Here is a 21,504-nt window from a genome sequence, read left to right as displayed (position 1 = left end):
GCACTCCACATATGGCTCAGAACTCACGGATGAACGGAATATGTCCTATGACGCTCCCGCATCTTGGAGCCGTATCTAAACTGATCGGTTCAGTTTTCCAGCGAAAACTTTGTGCATATCGCAAATTACGATGTGCGCATATGCGCAGACTCACACATCAATAGAGCCAAAAGAGCGTGATCGCAGGAAAAAGCACCAGCAGGATCACCCGCACAATGTCAGAGGCCACGAACCAGATCACCGCGCGGTAGGTGTCCATCATCGGCGTGTCGCGATCCATCGAATTGATGATGAAAAGATTCATTCCAACGGGCGGCGTGATGAGACCCACCTCAACTACGATCAGGACAAGAATACCGAACCAGATCGCCACCCATTCCGCCTCGATCCGGTTCGCCATGCCCTGCGTCACCCGGATGTCGAGCGCGGCCATCTGCTCGCGCGTCAGTTCGACACCGCCGGCAATCGCGGCGTTGATCGACGCCAGCATGTCTTGCGTCATGCCCTCGGGAATGCCCGCAGCCAACACCTCGCGCGCGGCGTCCGCCTGCATCACCGCCAGATCGACAAAGCCGAAATCCATGACCGAGATCACCGGGAAAAAGATCGGGATCGTCAGCAGGATCATCGACAAGCTGTCCATCAGGCAGCCGAAGACAAGGTAGAACAGAAGGATCAGCGACAGCACCATGAACGGGCTGAGGCTCATTTCCACCACCCAGTTCGACAATTCCTGCGGCACCTGCGTGAGCGCCAGAAAGCCGTTGTAGAACGCAGCCCCCAGCACGATGAAAAAGATCATCGCGGTGCTCACGGCGGTCTGGATGATGCTCTGCTTGAACACATCCCAGGTCAGGTTGCCCGACACCAGCGCGATCACGCCCGTGCCCGCAGCACCCACGGCGGCACCTTCCGTTGGTGTGAACCAACCTGCATAAATCCCTCCGACAACCAGTCCAAAGACCAACAAGACAGGCCACACGTCGAACAGCGCGCGCCAGCGATCCGCAAACGGCACAGGGTCCCGATGCCCTGCCGCCTCCGGATGTCGCCGAACGTAGAGCGAAATCGTTAAGATATAGCCAATAGCCGCTAGAACCCCCGGAACGAAGGCCGCAAGGAACAGTTTGGCGATATTCTGTTCCGTCAGGATCGCGTAGATCACGAGGATCACCGACGGCGGGATCAGGATACCCAGCGTGCCGCCCGCCGCCAGCGTTGCGGTGGAAAATCCGCCGGAATACCCGTTCCGCCGCAACTCCGGCAGCGCCACACGGCTCATGGTGGCGGCGGTCGCGAGTGACGAGCCACAGATCGCACCGAAGCCCGCACAGGCCCCGACCGATGCCATCGCGACCCCACCCTTGCGATGGCCCAGCCAGGACTCCGCCGCCTTGAACAGCGCCGAAGACATGCCCGACAGCGTCGCGAACTGGCCCATTAACAAGAAAATCGGAATAATCGACAGCGAATAGCTGGAAAACGTTGAATATGTCTCGGATTTGAGCCGCGCCAGCACCACGTCCGGCGTGCCCAGCGCCAACCACAGACCACCGATCCCGCACAGCATCATCGCAAGCCCGATGGGCGCGCGCAGAAAGATCAGCGTCAGAAGGACCGGAAAGGACCACATGCCCAATTCGAGCATGGTCATGCGTCAGCCCCCGACGGCGGCAGGATCGACCGGCCCGTAACGGCATAGGTGACGCGCCCGACCGAACAGTAGATCGCCGTCACCGACGCCACCACCGCCGCCGCAAAGCTTGCCGCATAGGACCACCAGATGGGGAATTGCAGCAGGAAGGTCGTCTCTCCGTTGCCGAATTTATCCGCCAGACCGGCCCCCAGACGCCAGGTGATGAGCAGGATCACAAGCGTCAAGACCACGTCCCAGAACGCCATCAGCCAGGTGTTCACCCGATCCGACAGGCGCGAGGTAAACACGTCCACCGTCGCGTGCCCAGCATAAAGCTGACAGATTGGCAGGAAGGCGAAAATGGCAAAGGCGATCCCCGCTTCGACCAGTTCGAAATCCCCGGTGATTGGCCCGACACCCGCCGCGATCAGGCCATCCGCCAGCGATTGCGACACCGCACTCAGCCAATCGGAATGCCCCATCGAATTGAGTCCCCGGCCCAGGACCGACACGCAGGTCAGCACGACCAGCGCCGTGAGCACGACGCCACCCAGGACCGCCATCGCCCGTGCAAGGCGCTCGATCGCCGTTTTCATGCCGCTCTGCCCCCTGCTATCGTCGCGCCGCCCAAAGCCACAGGCCCGGGCGACGCGCCACACATTACTGCGTGTTGTGCTTGTCCAGCAACTCCTGCGCCCGCGCCAGAAGCGCCGCACCGTCGATGCCTTTTTCGTCCATCTCGGCGATCCATTCGGCGGTCGTCGCCTCGGCCGCCGAGCGCCACGGCGCGGCATCCGCCTCGGAAATCGTGATGATGTTGTTGCCCGCATCCAGCGCCGCCTCGCGCGACGGACCATCGTCGGCCTGCATCTGGGTGCCCGCCATGCGGCTGAACTCGGCGCCCGATTGCGCGTCGATGACAGCCTTGAGATCGTCCGGCAGCGCCTCGTAGGCATCGCGGTTCATGGCAAAGATGAAGGTGGTGGTATAGAGCGCGGGACCCTCGAATTCCGTATGGTTCTCAACCAATTCAGGCACTTTCAAAGCCCCCGTCACCTCCCACGGGATCACGGCCCCGTCGACCACGCCCTTGGACAGCGATTCAGGGATGGCCGGAACCGGCATCCCCACCGTGGTCGCGCCAAGGTCGGAGAACAGCTTGGTCGTCACCCGCGTCGGCGCGCGCAGCTTCATCCCGTTAAGGTCGTCCGGCGTCGTCACCGGGTCGGTGGAATGGATCACGCCGGGGCCATGCACCCAGACACCCAGAACCTTGAAATCGGCAAAATCCTGATCGAGCATCTGCTCCTCGACCAGCTCCCAATAAGCCGCCGACATATCGCCCGCATCGGTCATCAGGAACGGCAGTTCGAACACCTCGGCACGCGGAAAGCGCCCCGGCGTGTAGCCCGCCACGGTCCAGATGATATCGGCCACGCCATCAATCGCCTGGTCGATCAGTTGCGGCGGTGTGCCGCCAAGCTGCATCGACGGAAAATGCTGGATCTCGATCCGCCCGTCCGACGCTTCCATCACCCGGTCGGCCCAAGGCACCAGCACGTTCTTGGGCACATTGGCCTGCGCCGGCAGAAACTGGTGCATCCGCAACGTGACCTCCTGGGCCAAGGCTCCGGTCGCCAGCATCGTCGCCAGCGCCGTGGTCCCGGCGAGCTTGAGAAATGCGCGCTTGATCATTGATTATTCCTCCCTGTTTTTCTGAGGGCATAAACGCACGAAGCGCGCGCCGAATCCAAGGAAAATCTAGCCGCGCCCGATATAGGGCATGGTCGTCGCCATCACAGTCATGAACTGAATATTGGCATCAAGCGGCAGGCTGGCCATGTGCAAAACCGACGATGCCACATGCGCCACATCCATCACCGGCTCCACCGGCTTGCCCGCCTCCTCTGCCTGGCGGCGCAACCCGTGCACGATCTCGGTTTCGGCATTGCCGATGTCGATCTGCCCGCAGGCGATATTGAACGCCCGCCCGTCCAGCGAAATCGTCCGCGTCAGCCCGGTTATGCCATGTTTCGATGCGGTATAGGGCGCCGATCCCCAGCGCGGCACATGGGCAGACACCGACCCGTTGTTGATGATCCGCCCGCCCTGCGGGTCCTGCGCCCGCATCCGCGCAAACGCCGCCCGCGCACAGATGAAACTCCCAGTCAGATTGATGTCGATGCAGCGCTTCCAGTCCTCCAGCGGGATCTCGTCAATGGTCGCCCCGAACACGCCTGTGCCCGCATTATTGAACAGCGCATCGAGCCGCCCCCAGCGGTCAACCACCGCATCAAAAGCCGCTGAAACCTCGGCCTCGTCGGTCACATCGCAGGGCAATGCCAGCGCATGGTCCGACCCGGCGGCGATTTCCTCCAAAGGCGCGGCCCGCCGCCCGATCAGACCGACCCGCCACCCGGCCTCAAGAAACGCCTCGGCACAGGCGCGGCCGATCCCACTACCTGCCCCCGTGATGATGATCGTCTGTCCCATTTTACTGTCCCCTGCTTCATCTTGCCCGTAAACTCCGGGGGAGTCGCCCGACGGGCGACCGGGGGCAGCGCCCCCGACCCGGTCAGTGATTGTCGCGCGGCAAATCCTTGGCGATGCGCTGATACGCCGTCGCCAATTCCAGACAACCGCCATCCGCCAATTGCCCGACATGGCGGCGATAGATCTCCTGCCACGGCGTCTGGTTGACGATCTCGGGCGGCTCCCACGCCGCCTTGCGCGCCTCCCACTCCGCCTCATCGACCAACGCGTTCAGCGTCGAGGCATTGAGATCCAGCCGCACCCGGTCCCCCGTGCGCAAATAGGCCAGCCCCCCGCCCACAACCGCCTCCGGCGAGGCGTTCAGGATCGACGGGCTTTCCGACGTGCCGGACTGCCGCCCGTCGCCCACCGTGGGCAGATGGTTGATCCCCGCTTTCACCAGCGCATCCGGCGGCTGCATGTTCACCACCTCCGCCGATCCGGGGTATCCAACACAGCCCACATTGCGAATGAACAGCATACACTCTTCGTCGATGGCCAAGTCAGGATCGTTGATCCGGTCGTGATAATCCTCCGGCCCCTCGAACACGATGGCCCGCGCCTCGAACACACCTTCCGCCCCCGGCGTCGACAGGAACCGCTTGCGGAAATCCGGCGAGATGACGGAGGTCTTCATCAGTGCCGAGTCGAACAGGTTCCCCGACAGCACCTTGAACCCCGCCCTGTCGCGCAGCGGCGCGTCGTGGGTCGTGATGACGTCGCGATCACGGCTCTCCCACGACGCCAAAACCTCACCCATCGTCACGCCCGAGGCCGTCATCGCCCCGTCGTGCAAGCGCCCGGCTTTCCGCAATTCCCCCATCACCGCAGGCACCCCGCCCGCGCGGTAGAAGCTCTCGCCCAGGTATTCGCCCGCAGGCTGCATGTTCACCATGAGCGGCACGTCGAACCCGATGGTCTCCCAATCGGTCACGTCCAACGCCACCCCCGCATGGCGCGCAATCGCCTGCAAATGCGGCGGCGCATTGGTCGACCCGCCAATAGCGGCATTGACCACAATCGCATTCTCGAACGCCTCGCGCGTAAGAATGTCAGACGGCTTCAGATCATCCAGCACCATTTGCACGCAACGCTTGCCGGTCTCATAAGCCATCGCCATCCGCTCGCGGAACGGCGCCGGGATCGCCGACGACCCGGGCAGCGTCATGCCCAACGCCTCGGCCATCGCGTTCATCGTCGAGGCCGTGCCCATCGTGTTGCAATGGCCCAGGGACGGGGACGAGGCACAGGCCAGCTCCATGAACTCCGCATACCCGATCTCACCGCGCGCCATCAGCCGCCGCCCTTCCCAGATCGTCGTGCCGGACCCCGCGCGCTTGCCCTTGTACCACCCATCGAGCATGGGCCCGCCATTGAGCGCAATCGCCGGAATATCCACCGTCGCCGCCCCCATAAGCTGCGCCGGCGTGGTCTTGTCACATCCCGTGGTCAACACCACCCCGTCGATCGGATAGCCGTGCAGCACCTCGACCAAACTCAGATAGGCCAGGTTCCGGTCCAAAGCCGCCGTCGGCCGCTTGCCGGTCTCCTGGATCGGATGCACCGGGAACTCCATCGGTATGCCGCCACCATCGCGAATGCCCGCCTTGATCCGATCCATCAGGAACACGTGGATCTTGTTGCACGGCGCCAGATCCGACCCGGTATTCGCAATCCCGATGATCGGCTTCTCGGCCTGCAATTCCCCTTGGGTGAAAGACTGGTTCTGATACCGCTCCAGATAAAGCGCCGTCATGCCCGGATTGTTGGGATTGTCGAACCATTCCTGCGACCGGAACCGCCTGTTCGCGCGCGTGTCGGACATCTGATCTCTCCCCTCATCTGTCCCAAGCGTTCTGGACAATCCGCGCGCCAACGGCAAGTGTCAGCGCAAACACACCAGAGGAGACACCCCATGATCCAACGCCAGGAAATCGGCCAGCGGATGAGCAAGATCGTCAAACATAACGGCACGGCGTACCTGTGCGGACAGGTTGGCGCAGGCGAGACCGTCACCGAACAGACGCAGGATTGCCTCGCCCGCGTCGATGCCCTGCTGAAACAGGCCGGATCCTCCCGCGAACAGATCCTGCAAGCGATCATCTGGGTCGCCGACATGGCCGATTTCGCGGAAATGAACGCGGTCTGGGATGCCTGGGTCCCCGAAGGCCACGCCCCCGCCCGCGCCTGCGGCGAGGCCAAACTGGCCCGCCCCGAACTCAAGGTCGAAGTGATCGTGACCGCAGCTTACTCATAGCACCACAGCAAAGCGAAAGGACCGTGTCGCATGATCGCTTACGTCACCGTCGGTGCAGACGACATTCCGCGCGCAGAGCGGTTCTACTCGGCCATTCTTCCCGCGCTCGGCTATCAGTTGGAGTTCTACCACGGCGACCTGAGCTATGCCTTGCCTCAAGACCCCGGCACGGCCCCGCTTCTACCGGATTTTTACGTGAAAAAACCCGTTGACGGACATCCTGCAACTGCCGGAAACGGCAACATGGTGGCTTTTCAAGCGCGCACTCAAGCGCAGGTGCGCAAACTACATGTCGCAGGCCTGAAAGCAGGCGGCACAGACGAAGGCGCCCCGGGTTTTCGCGCAGCCTACAGCGAGGATTTTTACGTCGGCTACCTTCGCGACCCGCAGGGCAACAAGATTGCCCTGTTCTCAACCAACCCGGATGACCCGAAGCGCGACGACCACCCCGAGGCGTGACGCGCCCCTTGCCTAGTACAACCCTGCCGTCTTCGCGCGCAACTGCACCAGCGCCAGCACCGTATCGATCGTCGGTGTCGGCACGCCCACGATTCGGCCAAGCTCCTGCACCGATCCCACCAAAGCGTCGATCTCCATCGGACGACCCTGATCGAGATCCTGCAACATCGACGTGCGGTGCGCGCCCACCGCCGCCCCGCCGTCGATCCGCCGCTCCACATCGATCGGGAACTTCACCCCAAGCGCCTCGGCAATCTCCTGCGCCTCGAGCATCATGCCACGCGCCACACCGCGCGTCCCCGGATCGGTACAAAGCATATCCAGCGTCGCATGGGTCAGCGCCGAAATCGGATTGAACGACAGGTTCCCCCACAGCTTCACCCAAATCTCGTCCCGCAAACGCGGCCGCACTGGCGCCTTCAACCCGGCCGAGGACAGCGCCTTCGACAACGCCATCGCCCGCTCGGATTTCGACCCGTCCGGCTCGCCTAGGGAAAAGCGGTTGCCCTCGATATGCTTGACCACTCCCGGCTCGATCACCTCCGCAGCAGGATAGACGACACAGCCCAGCACCCGGTCCGGGCCGAACCCGTCCCATTGTGCATTGCCCGGATCGACCGACTCGAGCCGCGTGCCTTCGTACGCCCCACCCAGCTTGTGGAAATACCACCACGGCACCCCGTTCACGCCCGACACGATCGTTGTGTTCGGCCCGATGAGCGGCTTCATCTTGTCGACCACCGGCGGCACCGAATGTGCCTTGAGCGTGACGATGACGTAATCCTGTTCCCCCAGATCGGCGGGAGTGTCCGACGCCGTCACCGACACCACCGTCTCTTCGCCACCCTCTTCGATCAGCTTGAGACCGTTGGCTTTCATCGCCGCCAGATGCGGCCCGCGCGCCACAAGGCTCACATCGGCCCCCGCCTGCGCCAGCTTCACACCCATATAGCCGCCAATGGCGCCCGCTCCGAATACGCAAATCTTCATCGCTCACCCCAAAGCGATCCGCCAGTATTCCGCGAACCGCTCCTCCTTCATCTTGCCAAATAAACTCCCGCCGGAGGCTCCCTCAGGAGCCACCCGCGCTCCATCAAAGCGGTTTAGGCCGGTTCCACCAACCCCAGCTTCTCCGCCAGCCCGATCCGCTGCATCTTGCCGGTGGCGCCTTTCGGAATTTCGTCAAGGATCACCACTTTACGCGGCACCTTGAAATCGGCTATGCGGGTCGCGGCGAAATCGCGGATGTCGCGCTCGCTCGCCTCGGCCCCGTCCTTGAGCACAACGGCGGCTGCCACCTCTTCCCCCAGCTTCGGATGCGGCAGGGCAAAGGTCACAACTTGCGCAATAGCCGGGTGGTCCAAGAGCACGCCATCCACCTCCAGCGGCGAGACTTTCTCGCCGCCGCGATTGATGATCTCTTTCAATCGCCCGGTGAGATGCAGGAACCCGTCCGCATCGAACGCGCCCTGGTCACCGGTGCGGAACCAGCGCTTGCCATCGGCATCAAAGAAGTTCTTGGCATTGGCGTCGGGGTTGCTCTCGTATCCCGGCGTCACGTTGGGACCGGAAATCACCACTTCGCCGGTGCCGTCGATCAGGCGGTTCTCGCTTTCATGCGCCACGCGCACTTCGGGGCCGGCGGCCACGCCAACCGCGCCGGGTTTCTGCCGTTCAAACGGGTTGCAGCACATCTGGTGCGCGGCTTCGGTCATGCCGTAGGCTTCGATCACCGGCGCATGGAACGTCTCGCGCAGTGCCTCCATCACCTGCGCGGGCAAGGATGCCGACGACGACCGCAGGAACCGCAGCGGCACCTCTTCGATCACGTCCGCGTTGCGCCCGGCGCGGCTCAGGATCGCTTGGTGCATGGTCGGCACTGCCGTGTACCACGTGGGCCGCGCGTCCTTCATCCAGCCGAAGAAGCGCAGCGCGTCAAACCCCGGCGCGCACCAGATCGACGCGCCCACCGACAGCGACGCCGACACGGCGGCCAACAGCCCGTGAATGTGAAACAGCGGCATGACGTTCAGACACCGGTCCTCGGACGTCAGGTTCAGCGATTCCGCGATGTTATGCGCCGATGCCGCGACGTTCGACTGCAACAAGGGCACGATCTTCGGGCGCGAGGTTGTGCCGGACGTGTGCAGGATCAGAGCCACATCGCTATCGCCCGGATCGCTCGCAGGTAGCGCGTCTCCCGTCTGCCCATCGGCGGACAGCGTGAACGATCCCGCAGGCGCCCCTTCGGCCACCACGGTGCGCAGCACCATGAGACCCAGCGTCTTGGCCGCCGCCAGCGCAGGCCCGTTATAGCCATCGGCCAGGACAATGGCCTTCGCGCCAAGGTCGTCGAGGTAGAACGCGTACTCATCCTCGCGGTAGGCCGGGTTCAGCGGCGCCGTGGCCGCGGCCTGCGCGATGGTGACGAACGCCGCCGCCATTTCCGGGCCGTTGGGCAGCACGATCGCCACCCGGTCGCCTGCCCCGATCCCGAACCCGCGCAAGCTGGCGCTCACCTGTGCCGACAGATCGCGAAGCTCTCCGTAGGTCAGCCAGTCCCGATCCGGTGCGCCCAATGCCTTGGCCTCGGCGTCATGTCCCTCAAGCAGTGCCTTGACGTTTGTAGCCATGCCCTGTCCCCCTCCGTCTTCAGATGTTCCGATTATTCCGCCGGTGCGATGCTCCGGCGTCCGCCCTTGCGCAGATACTTAACCAAAGGAAGCACAAAGAAAAGTGCCGCGATGGCAATAAACGTCCCCGAGAGCGGCCGTTCGACAAAGGCCAGCACGTTCCCCTGCTCGGAAATCAGCGTCTGACGGAAGCTTTTTTCCATGAGCGGCCCCAGCACCAGGGCAAGCACAAGCGGCGCCAGCGGATAATCCGCCTTACGCAACAGATAGCCGGCGACACCGAAGCCCGCGATCAGCCAGACGTCATGCATTTTCTGGCTCGGCGCGAAGCCCCCCACGATGCACAGCACCATCACCAGGGCGCAGAGCACGGTGAACGGCATCCGCAGCGCCCAGACGAACAAGGGGATCAGCGCGATGTTGATCGCAACGGCGGCAAAATTCGCGGTGTAGAGCGACGAGATCAGTCCCCAGACGAAATCCGGCTGTTCGATGAACAGCATCGGACCCGGCATCAGCCCCCACATCACCATCCCGCCCAGCAAAAGCGCGGTGGTCGGCGATCCGGGAATGCCCAGCGTCAGCATCGGCAAGAGCGATCCGGTAGACGCCGCATTGTTCGCCGTCTCGGGCGCTGCCACACCTTCGATATTGCCCTTTCCAAAGCTCTTGGGATCTTTCGACGTCGACCGCGCCATCCCGTAGGCCATCAGCGCGGCCGGGGTCGCCCCGGCGGCCGGCAACATGCCGACGAAGAAGCCCAGGAACGACCCAAGGCTCATGGTCCGCCACATCCGGTTCATCGTCTTGATGCCGGACCACAGGTCATTGAGCGTGATTTTCGCGGGCGTCACCTGCGGCGCGGTGCGCGAGGATTCGATGGTGTAAAGAATTTCACCGATCCCGTAGACCCCGATCGCCAGCACCAGGAAACTGATGCCCGAATAAAAGCCCGGCAGATCGCCAAAGATCAGGCGCGGCTGCCCCGAAATCAGGTCGAGCCCCACGGTGCTGAGTACCAGACCAAGGCAGATCATGATGATCGTCTTGAGCTTGTCGTCACCCCCGAGCCCCACGAACGTGGTGAACGCCATCAGCACCAGCGCGAACTCCTCTGCCGGGCCGAAGGCCAGCGCGAGATCCGCCAGCGGCACGGCGAAAAGCGTGAACAGCACGACCGAGATCGTCCCACCGATGAATGACGCCACAGCCGCCGCAATGAGCGCCAGACCCGCCTTGCCCTGCTGCGCCATCGGGCGCCCGTCAAAGGTCGTGGCCACCGCCGTCGATGCGCCGGGGATCCCCAGCAGGATCGACGAAATCGCCCCGCCATACATCGCCCCGTAATAGATCGCACAAAGCAGGATGATCGCCGAACTGGGCGGCACGATAAAGGTCAGCGGCAGCACGATGGCGACCCCGTTGACCGATCCAAGCCCGGGCATCGCGCCTATGAAAAGACCCGCGGTCACCCCCAGAATCACGATCATCAGGTTCAGCGGGGACAATGAGGTCGCAAAACCGTCGGCAAGAAGAGCTAGCGTATCCATGTCTCAGACCCCGATCAGAAGAACATCGCGTAAAGCGGGAAGAAGAGCGGCTCCGTCACCCCTTTGGGCAACAGGATTTTCAGCGTCACTTCGAAGAAGAAGAACAAAAAGACCGGCGTCCCGATCACGAGGCTCGTGGTCAGAACCCATGCGTGCCCGCCATAGATGCGGATGTACCAGAAGATGAACAGCGGGATCGCCACATAGGCCCCCACAACCGGGATCAGCGCGATGGTCACGAAAAGCGCGACCACAACCGCGATCACGCTCCGCAGCATCTGACTGTCGAAGAAATGTTGCGACGACGGCGCCTGCATCAGGCTCCGAAGCAGAACACCCGCCGCCGACAGCAGCATCACCAGAGACAGCCAGAACGGAAACGCTCCGCCTCCCGGACCACCTGTCACGCCGTTCCACCCGATGGGCAAGGCCGTGGCGTGCCACATGAAATAGGCTGAAAGCGCCATGATGGCGATGGCGATCACTCTGTCTGCGACTAGCATCGAAACCTCCCCGAAGATCTGAAAAATAGGTCCCGGATCACCCAATCCGGGAGGGTGAAAAGCGGCCGGGATGTTGTGCATCCCGGCCACCGTTCAAAGGTCGAACACGTCTCGGTTCGGGATCAGGACGCCCCGTCAGCGTCCATATCCGCGAGAATGGCTGCATGCTTTTCCCGCTCTTCGAGGAAATACGCCTGCAACGCATCCCCCGTCAGGAAGTCGCGATCCAGCGCTTCGTCTTCGGTATAGGCCTGCCATTCCGGCAGTTCGTTCAGCTTGCTGAACATCTCGGTGTAATAGGCCACCGCTTCGGCCGGCATGTCCTTTGGCCCGACAAAGGACCGCTGCATCGAATAGACGATGTCATGCCCCAATTCGCGCGCCGTCGGCACATCCGGGAAGGCGTCGATCCGTTCGGTCGTAAACGCCGCGATCGGGCGCGACTTGCCCGCCTTGAAGAATCCCATCTGTTCGGACGGGTTGTTGACCGTGCTGTCGATATGACCGCCGACAAGGTTCTTGGCCACATCGCCGCCGCCGTCGAAGGGCACGTAGGTAACTTCAATGCCGAATTCCTTTTCCAGCATCGCGGTCAGCAGGCTGTCCTCCTGCCCGGTGCCGGTGCCGCCCATCTTCCACGACCCGCCCGAGGCCTGCACCGCCGCGACCCAGTCTTCCATCGTCTGGATGTCGCTGTCGGCGTTCACCCACAGCACGAAGGTGTCGACCGCCATCCGGGCAATCGGCGTGAACTCTTCGATATCGACGCCGATGTCGGTGCGCAGCGGTGTGGTGAAATAGCTGTTCAGCGTCGCCATGATCTTGTGCGCGTCGCCTTCATTGTCCTTGAGATAGCGCAGCGCCTCTGCGCCAGAGCCACCGCCCTTGTTCACCGGCAGCATCGGCATCGACGCGAGGCCCTCCTTCTGGATCATCGACTGGAACAGACGGGCCAGACGGTCGGCGCCGCCACCCTGACCGGCCATGATGACCATTTCGATCGGTTTCTGCGGCTTCCAGCCTTCGGCCAGCGCGGATGTTGCACCCGCTGCGATCATTGCGATGGACGCAACACCCGCCAGGGCTGCACGACGTGTCATTTTGTAGATCATGTAATATCCTCCCGATCAAAAAAGCCCGCTCCTGTCAGCCGCTCCTGCAACCACACCTCCACCGGACTTGCGAGATTGATACCGCTACGAAATATAATTTCACCTTTAATGCGGTCGATATGTTAATTCTTGCCAACACATTTTTATTTTTTGTAATGTTGTAAACATGAGTAAGACCTTCGTTGGCCCCCAATTGCGGCAGCTGCGCCGCCAGATGAAGCACACGCAGGCCGAAATGGCCCAGCGACTCGGCATTTCGGCCGCCTATGTCAACCTATTGGAAAACAACCAACGCAGCCTCTCGGTGCAGGTTCTTGTCGCGCTGACCGAGGCCTATGGCGTCGACATGCGCAGCCTCGTGACCAACACCGAAGCGACCAAGCTGGCCGACCTGCGCGCCGCCGTTCGCGATCCGGTATTTGGCGACGAGCCGCCCGACCTGACCGAACTGCGCGGTGCGCTGGATCACGCGCCGACCCTCGTGGACCGATTCCTGCACCTGCATCAGACCCACAGGTCCATGGCCGAACAGTTCCGTCGCCTTGCCGGACAGACCGACGGCAACGATCTGCGCTTCAAGACGCCCGAGACCGCGATCCACGATATGTTCCGCGCACATGAAAACCATTTCGATCCGCTCGAACGGCAGGCCGAGGATCTGCGCGCCCGGCTGGGCGGGTCGAACGACGATATGTATGCCCTGCTTAAACGCCATTTGCGGCTGGAACACAGCGTCACCTGCACGGTGCAGAAACTCTCCGACATGCCTGGTGCGCTGCGGCTCTTTCGCGAAACCGATGGCATCGTTCACCTGTCCGAGGCGCTGGACCACCCGAACCGCGTCTTTCAACTCGCCCACGTCATCGGCCTGCTCGAGGCGCGCGAGACCGTGCAAAGCTATGTCGCCGCGAGCGGCATCACCGCCGATGCGGGCCGCGCGCGGCTGACGGTGGAACTGACCAATTATTTCGCCGCAGCGCTGCTGATGCCCTACACCGAGTTTCTCGACCTGGCCGAGGCGACGCGCTACGACATCGACCGCATCATCCTGGGGTTCGGCGTCAGTTTCGAGATGGTGTGCCAGCGCCTCACCACCCTGCAACGCGACGGCCAGCGCGGCATCCCGTTCTTCTTCCTGCGTGTGGATCGCGCGGGCAACGTGTCCAAACGGTTCAACGCGACCACGATCACCCTCGCCGAAGAGGGCGGCGCCTGTCCCGTCTGGGACATCCACGGCGCGTTCCAGGTGCCGGGCCAGCTGCTGCCGCAATTCGTCGAAATGCCCGACGGCGGACGATTCTTCACCCTCTCGCGCACCTCCGACCGCCCCGTGGTCGGCGCGCGGTTGCAAGAGCGCCGTCTCGTCGTCGCCATCGGTTGCGACATCGAACAGGCGCACCGCATCGGCTATGCCCAGCGCTTCAACATGGAGGACACCACGCTCTTTGCCCAGATCGGGACCAGCTGCCATGTCTGCCCCCGCACCGCCTGCCCGCAGCGCGCACACCAACCCTTGCACGTGACCCTGCCTGTCGACACCAACCGGCGCGGGCAGACACGTTACGAAAGTTGACCGCCCGTCGCATGGGCGCGGCGGCACGGCCATGCTAAGGCGGGACCGACCACCAAAGGACCGACCCCATGCACCAGCCGTCCCTGCCCCTGTCCCAGGACCTCGTTTTGATCGGCGGCGGCCACACCCATGCGCTGGTCCTGCGCAAATGGGCGATGAAGCCCCTGCCCGGTGCGCGGCTCACGCTCATCAACCCGGGGCCGACTGCGCCCTATTCCGGCATGTTGCCTGGCTTTGTCGCAGGGCACTACAGCCGCGATCAGCTCGACATCGACCTCGTCAAACTCGCGCAGGCCGCCGGGGCGCGGCTGATCCTCGGCGCGGCCATCGGGATCGACCCCGCGACCGGTACGGTCGAGATCGACAGCCACCCGCCCGTGGGCTTCGATATCTGTTCCGTCGATGTCGGCATCACCTCCGACATGCCCGCCCTGCCCGGCTTTGCCGACCACGCCGTGCCCGCCAAACCGCTCGGCCCGTTCGCGGAGAAGTGGGACGCCTTCCGCAGGGGTGACGGCCCGGCCACCGTGGCGGTCATCGGCGGCGGCGTTGCCGGGGCCGAGCTTGCCATGGCGATGTCGCACGCTCTGAAACGGCGCAAACGCCCCGCCACGATCCACCTCATCGACCACGCCACTGCCCTCTCCGCCCTGCCCGACAAGAGCGCCGCGAAACTGCGCACGGCGATGAAGGCGCTCAACATCGTGCTGCACGAAAACGTGCAGATTACCCTTCTGGGCAAGAACACCGTCAGCCTCGACGATGGAGGCACCATCACCGCAAGTTTCATCACCGGTGCCGCAGGCGCGCGGCCCTATCCCTGGCTGGCCGACAGCGGGCTCGACACCCATGACGGGTTTCTCACCGTGAACGACCGCCTGCAAACCAGCGATCCGCGCATCTTTGCCGTGGGTGACTGCGCGCACATGGCCCACGCCCCCCGACCCAAGGCGGGCGTTTATGCCGTGCGTCAGGCCCCCGTTCTATTCCATAACCTTGTCTCCATCCTCGCTGGCGGACCGCTCAAGACCTACATCCCACAAAAAGATTACCTGAAGCTTATCTCGCTCGGAAAAAAGGCGGCGCTTGGCGACCGTTTCGGCCTGACCTTCACCGGAGACTGGGTCTGGGGCTGGAAAGACCGGATCGACCGCAAGTTCATGGACCAGTTCGACCAACTGCCCACGATGCCCACACCCCCCTTGCCCTTCCCCCGCGCGAAGGGCGTCAGGGAGGCGATGGGTCCCAAACCGCTCTGCGGCGGCTGCGGCGCGAAATTGGGGCGCGACGCGCTGTCGAACGCGCTGGCATCCCTTGCGCCGCCGCAACGGTCGGACATCACGCCGCTGCCCGGCGACGATGCCGCCCTGCTGACCACCGGCGGCGAGCGGCAGGTCTTCACCACCGATCACCTGCGCAGCTTCTGGGACGATCCCGCCGTCATGGCCCGCATCGCGACCCATCACGCGTTGGGCGACATCTGGGCCATGGGCGCCGACCCGCAAGCGGCCACCCTGTCGATCACCCTGCCACGCCTGTCGGAACAGCTCGCCGAACGCACCCTCACCGAAATCCTCGCCTCCGCGCAAACGGTCCTGCAAGAGGCAGGCGCGGACATCGTCGGCGGTCACAGCACGCTGGGCGATGAGCTGACCATCGGCCTCGCCATCACCGGGCTGTGCGACCGCAACCCGATCACCCTGTCCGGCGCGCAAGACGGCGCGGCGCTGATCCTCACGAAACCCATCGGCACCGGCGTGATCATGGCAGCCCTCATGTCCCGCAAAGCCCAGGGCGCGCAGGTCGCGCAGGCGTTGGACGGGATGCAACACGGCCAGAAAACCGCCTCTCACATCCTGCGCGACGCGGCACAGGCGATGACGGATCTCACCGGGTTCGGGCTTGCCGGGCACGTACAGAACCTCTGCGCCGCATCGGGCCTTTCGGCAACGCTCACCCTCGACGCGGTGCCCGTCCTGCCCGGCGCCGGTGAGTTGTCGGAACGGGGCGAGCATTCTTCGCTGTACACGAACAATCGCGCAGGATTTTCAAACATTCCCGACAGCCCACAGACCCGCCTGCTCTTCGATCCGCAAACCAGCGGCGGGCTTCTCGCGGCGGTCGCGGCCGATCAGGCGGACCGCGTCCTCGACGCCCTGCGATCCGCCGGGTACACCGACAGCGCCATCATCGGACGCCTTCACAGGGGTCAGGCCGGCGAGGTCTCCATCGACTGAAGCACCGCCGCGATGTCACCCGCCACACGGTCGAGCTGCGGCGGCGACAGCCCGTCGGTCTCGATCCGGGCGATGACCTTTGGCGCCATGGCCTTCATCGACTTGGCATAGGCCAGATCGTAATGATCCTCCATCAGCGACCGGGTCAACAACCGCTTATCGCCCGCCGCACTCAACCCGATCCAGCGCGACACGAGCGCCTCCCCGCGATGCGCCTTGAGCGGGGCCAGCTTTGCGTGCAGCGACGCGGTGTCCGAAAGGATATCGTCATAGGCCCGAACGAGGTATTCGGTCCGCGCCTCCAGCGGCGCGACCACCTCCACCCAGGGCGCGGCCTTCATGCCGTCCCAAAGCGACGGCGGCAAAAGCACCTGACCGATCTTGCTGCTCTCGGCCTCCACCAGAACGGGCCGCGCGGGATCGAGCCGGCAAAGCTGCCCGGCCAGCGCGCTCTCAAAACCCTTTTGCGACGGCTGCTCGCCCATCGCCCCAAGCAATGAACCGCGATGATTGGCCAGCTCTTCAAGGTCGATCACCTGAACACCGCGTCGTGCCAAGAGGGGCAGAAGCTCGGTCTTGGCCGTGCCGGTATACCCGCCTAACTGCACGAAGCGGAACGGCAGGCCATCCCGGTGCAGCATGTCCACGACCAGCCGACGATAGGTCTTGTACCCACCGCGGATCACATCGGACCGCCAGCCGATCTCTTTCAACAGCCACGCGAACGACCCCGACCGCTGCCCGCCGCGCCAGCAATAGACCAAGGGACGCCACCCTCCGTCATGGTGGGACAAAGAGGTTTCGATATGGTGAGCGGCATTGCGAAACACCAAGGCCGCGCCGAGCTTGCGCGCATCGAACGGGCTGACCTGCTTGTAGATCGTACCCACCCGCGCGCGTTCCTCGTTGTCGAGAACGGGCAGGTTGATGGCACCCGGCACGTGGTCTTCGGCGAATTCCGCAGGGCTGCGCACGTCGATCACGGTGTCGAACCCGTGATCCAGAAGATCGGGCAGCGCTGTCGGCTCAAGCGGCATGGGTGTCAGCGCAATAGCCCGATCAGCGCGTCCGACAAGGCCACCAGCGCCCGCCCCTGCGCGTCGGTGACGGCGGCGGCGGTCAGCTCCGTGACGGGAACCGCGATGGCAAAACGCTCCACCCGTTCGCGCGGGCGGCCATCCACGGCGCTGACGGCGGCCTGTCCGGTGATCTCGAACACGCCCGATGCGTTGGCCAGCATCTTGTCGATGCGCACGTCAAGCCGCGCCGACGGGCCATCCAGAAGCGGCCACGGCTCTGCCGCCACGGTCGCGCTGCTGCGCTCGTCGATCAACTGCGCGAGCGTTCCGGTCACCGCGCGTTCGGGATCATCCGCCCATTCGGCATCGCCCAGCGGCCGCAACGCCCCATCCACGTCGCGCACGAGGATCGACGTGCCCGACGCATGGGTCGGCAGCGACACGTCGCGCAACTCCACGGTCCGTACCGACACCCGCGTTTCTCCCGCCGCCACGACCGGCGCGTCGATGAGGTAGCGCGCAGTGTCTCCCGATCCGCAAGCGGCCAGGGGCAGCGCCATCACGAACGCCAGGCTGCGCCAGTTCAATACGATCATCTTCACTCGTCCCCTCCTCAGCGTCCGAAAATCAGCGAATTCGGGCTGCGTTCAATCTCACGCGCAAGCTCCGAAATCGCCCGCGCCGCGTTCTGTACCTCGCGCAGCGCCGACAGCGTCTGCGTGTTGAAATCCGACCGGTCACCATAGGACCGGACCACCGTTTCCGTCTCCGCCACCAGACGCTCCAGCCGCGCGGTGAGCTGCGGCAGGTCCTCGACCGACGCCGCGACCGATCCCGCCGCATCCGACGCCGATTGCAGCGTCGCGTTCAGGTTCTCGACCACCCCGCCTTCGCGCAGCTCTGCCAGGGCAAGCCGCATCTCGGTCAGCGCGTCGTTGAGCGTGCCGGGCAACTCCATCGTGTCCTGGCTTCCGATCAATGCCTCGACCCGGTTCAGCGTGCCGGTCGCGCTGTCCACGAAGGACTGCAACTCGAGCTCGTTCGCCGTGGTCGCGACCGCCTCCAATTCAGCCAGCAGCGCCGGGATATCCGTCTCGGTGATCTCGCGCAGGTTGGCCGTCAGCGCGGGCGCGTCCTGCGACGCCACCGCGACATCCGCCATCGCCCGGTCCAGGTTGCGCATGGCGCTGCCCAGCGCGTCCACCGCCCCGCCTTCGCGGACCTCGGCCACCAGCGCGGTCAGGTCGTTCACCGCCGCCTCGATCTGCGCCGGGATGGACTGGATCGCCTCGCTGCCGACAAGGGCGCGCGTATCGTCAAGCAGCGCAACGGCCGACCCCGGCACGCGTTGCAGATCCTCGTTCCGCGCCAATTGCTCGAACGCGTTCATCAGGTTGATCGCCTGCTGCATCACCTCTTCGATGGGCAGCGCGTTGATCCGCTCCAGCACGCCTTCCGCCGTCGCCGTAAAATCCGACAGGTTGGATTCGATGCTCGGCAAACGCGGCAGCTCTCCGTCGGACTCGACCAACCGGGCCGACGGCGCGTCGTCCAGAACCACAAGCTCGATCCGCAAGTCGCTGCTCAGCAGGCTTTCCGTCGCCAACCGGGCCCGCATCCCCGTCTCGACCGCGAAGCGGAAGAACTCGACCGTTTCCTCGGGCGTCGATCCTGCTGGAAGGCCCATGCGCTGCGGGTCGATCGACACGTTCACCAGAAGCGACAACTCAGGCCCGAACTGTGTCTCCACCACGCGCGAGCGCAATTCCGTCACGACGCCGACCTCGAGCCCCTGATAGGTCACGTCGTCTCCCGCCTCGAGCCCGTTCACCGACTCCGCGAACTGGATCGCGAACGGCACCCCCTGCGACGGCCCGCGCACCAGCGTGTTGCGCCGCGCATCCTCCTCGGCCTTGTAGAGCGTGAACACATAGCTCGAAGGCAAGGGCTCACCGTTGTCGTAGACGTTGTCGAACTCGATCCCGCCCGTCACCAACGACGCCAAACTGTCGAAATCCACCGAGAACCCCGAAGCGCCGAAAGACAGCTCGAACCCCGAGGTGTCCCAGAACCGGGTCGCCTGCGTCAACCGCGCGTCATGCGGCGCGTCGATAAAGGCGTCGACCAGAACACTGCGACCATCCGCCGACAGCCGCGGCGTCTCCAGACGCCCCACTTCGACCCCGCGGAACAGCACCGGCGAGCCGTAGGAAATCGTCGTGCCGTCATCCGTGGCCAGCGTGATCCGACGGCCCGGGCGGCCCGGCTGGTTCAGCGGCGGCGTGTCCGCGCCCTCGAACTGGGTCGTGAGCGACCCCGCGACATTGTCCCACGCGCCCTCGATATAGACACCCGACAGCACAGTCGACAAACCGCTGATGCCCCGCGCCGACACTTCGGGCCGCACCACCCAGAAGGTCGCTTCCTCGTCGATGAACGGCGCCACGTCATTGTCGACGCGCACGCTGACAAGAACCTGCCCCAGATCGTCGGTAAAATTCACCTCTTCGACCGTGCCCACCACCACATCGCGATACCGCAGCGTGGTTTCCCCGGCGACAACGCCCGAGGCATTGCCGAAGGCGATCTCGATCAACGTGCCGCGATCCGCGTAGTTCTGCCACGCGATGCCCAAAGACACGCCCAGCGCCAGAAGCGGCACCAGCCAGACAAAGGACAGGTTCCGCAGAAAGGATTTCTTCGGAGGGGTGACGTTCATGTCGGCGGGGGTAGGCTCGGTCAAACCGGTTTTCCTTTAGGCGGGACGTCCCAGATCAGCTTGGGATCGAAGCTATTGGCAGAAATCATGGTGAATGCAACCGAAAGCGCGAAACTCACGGCGGCGATACCCGGATTGATGGTGGCCACGAAATTCAACTGGACCAGCGCGGACAGGATCGCCACCACGAAAACGTCGATCATCGACCAGCGCCCGATGAATTCGACGAATTCATACAGGTGAAAATGGCTCGCCGTGCCCGGCAATCCACGCTGCACGCGGATTGCGAGATAGGCGATCGCGATGAACTTGCTGACCGGGATGATCACCGAGGCCACGAACACGATCAGCGCCACACCGATCGACCCATGATCGATCAGGTCCACCACACCGCCGACAATCGTGCTTTCCTGCGTGGTGCCGAGCGTCGAAGTGCGCAGCATCGGGTACACATTGGCCGGGATGTAGACCACCATGCCGGCGAAAAGCCACGCCCACACCCGTTGCAGGCTCGCGATGTCGCGACTGACAAGATGCGTGCCGCACACCGCACAGGTTTCTGTGCCGATCGGGAACACGTGCCCACACTCGGCACAGCCCACCAGCCCCGCCTCGCGGGCGGTCAGGACGGGCTGCGCGCGTTCAGCGTTTGCCATACCGTAACCCGACACATGAAATTATCCTTGAGCATCGTGATGATCACGAGCCCCACGAAGGCCCAGAACGCCGGACCCAATGTCACCTGCGCCAGACCGGCCACTTTGACCAGCGCCACCGCGACGCCGATGATGAAGATCTCGGCCATCGCCCAGGGCCGGATCCTCTCGGCCAGCTTGTAGGCATCCTTCGCCCGCCGCGCGGGCGCCCAGCCGAGCGCCATCGGCGCGAACACGTAGATCAGCGCGATGAACCGCGTGATCGGCAGCACCACGATCAACGCCGCCACCGCGAAGGACAGCGGCAGCATGAGCCCGTCCGAAAACGCGAGAACCGCGTCGAAGACCGAGCTTGTCGTGCCAAGGCCCTGCACGCTCAATTCGAGGAAGGGAAAGAACACCGCCGCGACCATCAGGATCAGCGCGGTGACCGACAGCATGACGATCCGCGTCATCGCCCCTTCTTTCGGCGCCATGAGCACCGTTCCACAGCGCACGCATTTCGCCTGCTCACCCGGAGCCACCCGGGGCACACGGTGCAACGCGTCACATTTCGGACAGGCGATCATATCGGAGAGCGAGTCGGTCATTCCGGTCTGATACGCCATTCACACTTGC

The 21,504-nt window shown here is 63.9% G+C and carries 19 protein-coding genes and 1 pseudogene; 4 read left to right on the top strand and 16 right to left on the bottom strand.

Annotated features, from left to right (window positions below; translation table 11 throughout):
- Positions 1-157: 157 nt before the first annotated feature.
- From Q1B16_RS11530 to Q1B16_RS11510, 5 genes are all read right to left on the bottom strand, one after another.
- Positions 158-1,654 carry a TRAP transporter large permease gene (locus Q1B16_RS11530; protein WP_299788309.1) on the bottom strand — a complete coding sequence of 499 codons (1,497 nt, stop codon included), beginning with the start codon at positions 1,652-1,654 and terminating at the stop codon, positions 158-160.
- Entirely contained in the window at positions 1,651-2,232 is a 582-nt protein-coding gene (locus tag Q1B16_RS11525) for a TRAP transporter small permease subunit (protein ID WP_299788306.1), read from the bottom strand. The genes Q1B16_RS11530 and Q1B16_RS11525 overlap by 4 nt, the downstream gene beginning before the upstream one ends.
- 64 nt (positions 2,233-2,296) lie before the next feature.
- Positions 2,297-3,331: a TRAP transporter substrate-binding protein gene (locus Q1B16_RS11520; protein WP_299788303.1), complete on the bottom strand. Its 1,035-nt coding sequence runs from the start codon at positions 3,329-3,331 to the stop codon at positions 2,297-2,299.
- 66 nt (positions 3,332-3,397) lie between these two features.
- Positions 3,398-4,129 carry an SDR family oxidoreductase gene (locus Q1B16_RS11515; protein ID WP_299788300.1) on the bottom strand — a complete coding sequence of 244 codons (732 nt, stop codon included), beginning with the start codon at positions 4,127-4,129 and terminating at the stop codon, positions 3,398-3,400.
- Positions 4,130-4,211: 82 nt separating this feature from the next.
- Positions 4,212-5,993 (bottom strand): IlvD/Edd family dehydratase, encoded by a 1,782-nt coding sequence (locus Q1B16_RS11510; protein WP_299788298.1) that lies wholly within the window; start codon positions 5,991-5,993, stop codon positions 4,212-4,214.
- 90 nt (positions 5,994-6,083) lie between these two features.
- Here Q1B16_RS11510 and Q1B16_RS11505 point away from each other — a divergent pair, with 90 nt between their 5' ends.
- Complete coding sequence (locus tag Q1B16_RS11505; protein WP_299788295.1) at positions 6,084-6,425, top strand: RidA family protein; 342 nt, start codon at positions 6,084-6,086, stop codon at positions 6,423-6,425.
- 30 nt (positions 6,426-6,455) lie between these two features.
- Positions 6,456-6,884: a VOC family protein gene (locus Q1B16_RS11500; protein WP_299788292.1), complete on the top strand. Its 429-nt coding sequence runs from the start codon at positions 6,456-6,458 to the stop codon at positions 6,882-6,884.
- A 12-nt stretch (positions 6,885-6,896) separates the two neighbouring features.
- On the opposite strand, the gene Q1B16_RS11495 is transcribed toward Q1B16_RS11500, so the two are convergent.
- The 5 genes from Q1B16_RS11495 to Q1B16_RS11475 form a co-directional block, all read right to left on the bottom strand.
- Positions 6,897-7,874: a 2-dehydropantoate 2-reductase gene (locus Q1B16_RS11495; protein ID WP_299788289.1), complete on the bottom strand. Its 978-nt coding sequence runs from the start codon at positions 7,872-7,874 to the stop codon at positions 6,897-6,899.
- 113 nt (positions 7,875-7,987) lie between these two features.
- Complete coding sequence (locus tag Q1B16_RS11490) at positions 7,988-9,517, bottom strand: acyl--CoA ligase (protein WP_299788286.1); 1,530 nt, start codon at positions 9,515-9,517, stop codon at positions 7,988-7,990.
- A gap of 32 nt (positions 9,518-9,549) precedes the next feature.
- The gene (locus Q1B16_RS11485; protein WP_299788283.1) at positions 9,550-11,067 is read right to left on the bottom strand and encodes a tripartite tricarboxylate transporter permease; all 1,518 of its coding nucleotides are present in this window, start codon (positions 11,065-11,067) and stop codon (positions 9,550-9,552) included.
- A gap of 14 nt (positions 11,068-11,081) precedes the next feature.
- Positions 11,082-11,570, bottom strand: a complete 489-nt coding sequence (locus Q1B16_RS11480) for a tripartite tricarboxylate transporter TctB family protein (RefSeq protein WP_299788280.1) — start codon at positions 11,568-11,570, stop codon at positions 11,082-11,084.
- A gap of 122 nt (positions 11,571-11,692) precedes the next feature.
- Entirely contained in the window at positions 11,693-12,682 is a 990-nt protein-coding gene (locus Q1B16_RS11475; protein WP_299788277.1) for a tripartite tricarboxylate transporter substrate binding protein, read from the bottom strand.
- Positions 12,683-12,848: 166 nt separating this feature from the next.
- Between Q1B16_RS11475 and Q1B16_RS11470 the strand changes: the two genes are divergently transcribed.
- Positions 12,849-14,255: an XRE family transcriptional regulator gene (locus tag Q1B16_RS11470; protein WP_299788274.1), complete on the top strand. Its 1,407-nt coding sequence runs from the start codon at positions 12,849-12,851 to the stop codon at positions 14,253-14,255.
- A 68-nt stretch (positions 14,256-14,323) separates the two neighbouring features.
- Positions 14,324-16,492 carry a selenide, water dikinase SelD gene (selD, locus tag Q1B16_RS11465; RefSeq protein ID WP_299788271.1) on the top strand — a complete coding sequence of 723 codons (2,169 nt, stop codon included), beginning with the start codon at positions 14,324-14,326 and terminating at the stop codon, positions 16,490-16,492.
- Here selD and mnmH read toward each other — a convergent pair.
- From mnmH to Q1B16_RS11440, 6 genes and pseudogenes are all read right to left on the bottom strand, one after another.
- Positions 16,465-17,529 carry a tRNA 2-selenouridine(34) synthase MnmH gene (mnmH, locus tag Q1B16_RS11460; RefSeq protein ID WP_299788268.1) on the bottom strand — a complete coding sequence of 355 codons (1,065 nt, stop codon included), beginning with the start codon at positions 17,527-17,529 and terminating at the stop codon, positions 16,465-16,467. The two genes, selD and mnmH, sit on opposite strands and share 28 nt — an antisense overlap.
- 5 nt (positions 17,530-17,534) lie before the next feature.
- Positions 17,535-18,107, bottom strand: a complete 573-nt coding sequence (locus Q1B16_RS11455; protein ID WP_299788971.1) for a PqiC family protein — start codon at positions 18,105-18,107, stop codon at positions 17,535-17,537.
- 17 nt (positions 18,108-18,124) lie between these two features.
- Positions 18,125-20,146, bottom strand: a complete 2,022-nt coding sequence (locus tag Q1B16_RS11450; RefSeq protein WP_366140152.1) for an MlaD family protein — start codon at positions 20,144-20,146, stop codon at positions 18,125-18,127.
- Positions 20,104-20,196 (bottom strand): annotated as a pseudogene (locus Q1B16_RS22350) (hypothetical protein); the annotation flags it as partial. The gene Q1B16_RS11450 and the pseudogene Q1B16_RS22350, both read right to left, overlap by 43 nt.
- A gap of 54 nt (positions 20,197-20,250) precedes the next feature.
- A complete protein-coding gene (locus Q1B16_RS11445; RefSeq protein ID WP_299788262.1) occupies positions 20,251-20,886 on the bottom strand; it encodes a paraquat-inducible protein A in 636 nt (211 codons plus the stop codon).
- Positions 20,853-21,476 (bottom strand): paraquat-inducible protein A, encoded by a 624-nt coding sequence (locus Q1B16_RS11440; protein WP_299788259.1) that lies wholly within the window; start codon positions 21,474-21,476, stop codon positions 20,853-20,855. The genes Q1B16_RS11445 and Q1B16_RS11440 overlap by 34 nt, the downstream gene beginning before the upstream one ends.
- Positions 21,477-21,504 lie beyond the last annotated feature (28 nt).

The organism is uncultured Marivita sp., from assembly GCF_947488135.1.
Classification (GTDB): domain Bacteria; phylum Pseudomonadota; class Alphaproteobacteria; order Rhodobacterales; family Rhodobacteraceae; genus Marivita.
The sequence above is the reverse complement of the archived record's forward strand: the minus strand, read 5'-3'. Positions and strand labels throughout refer to the sequence as shown.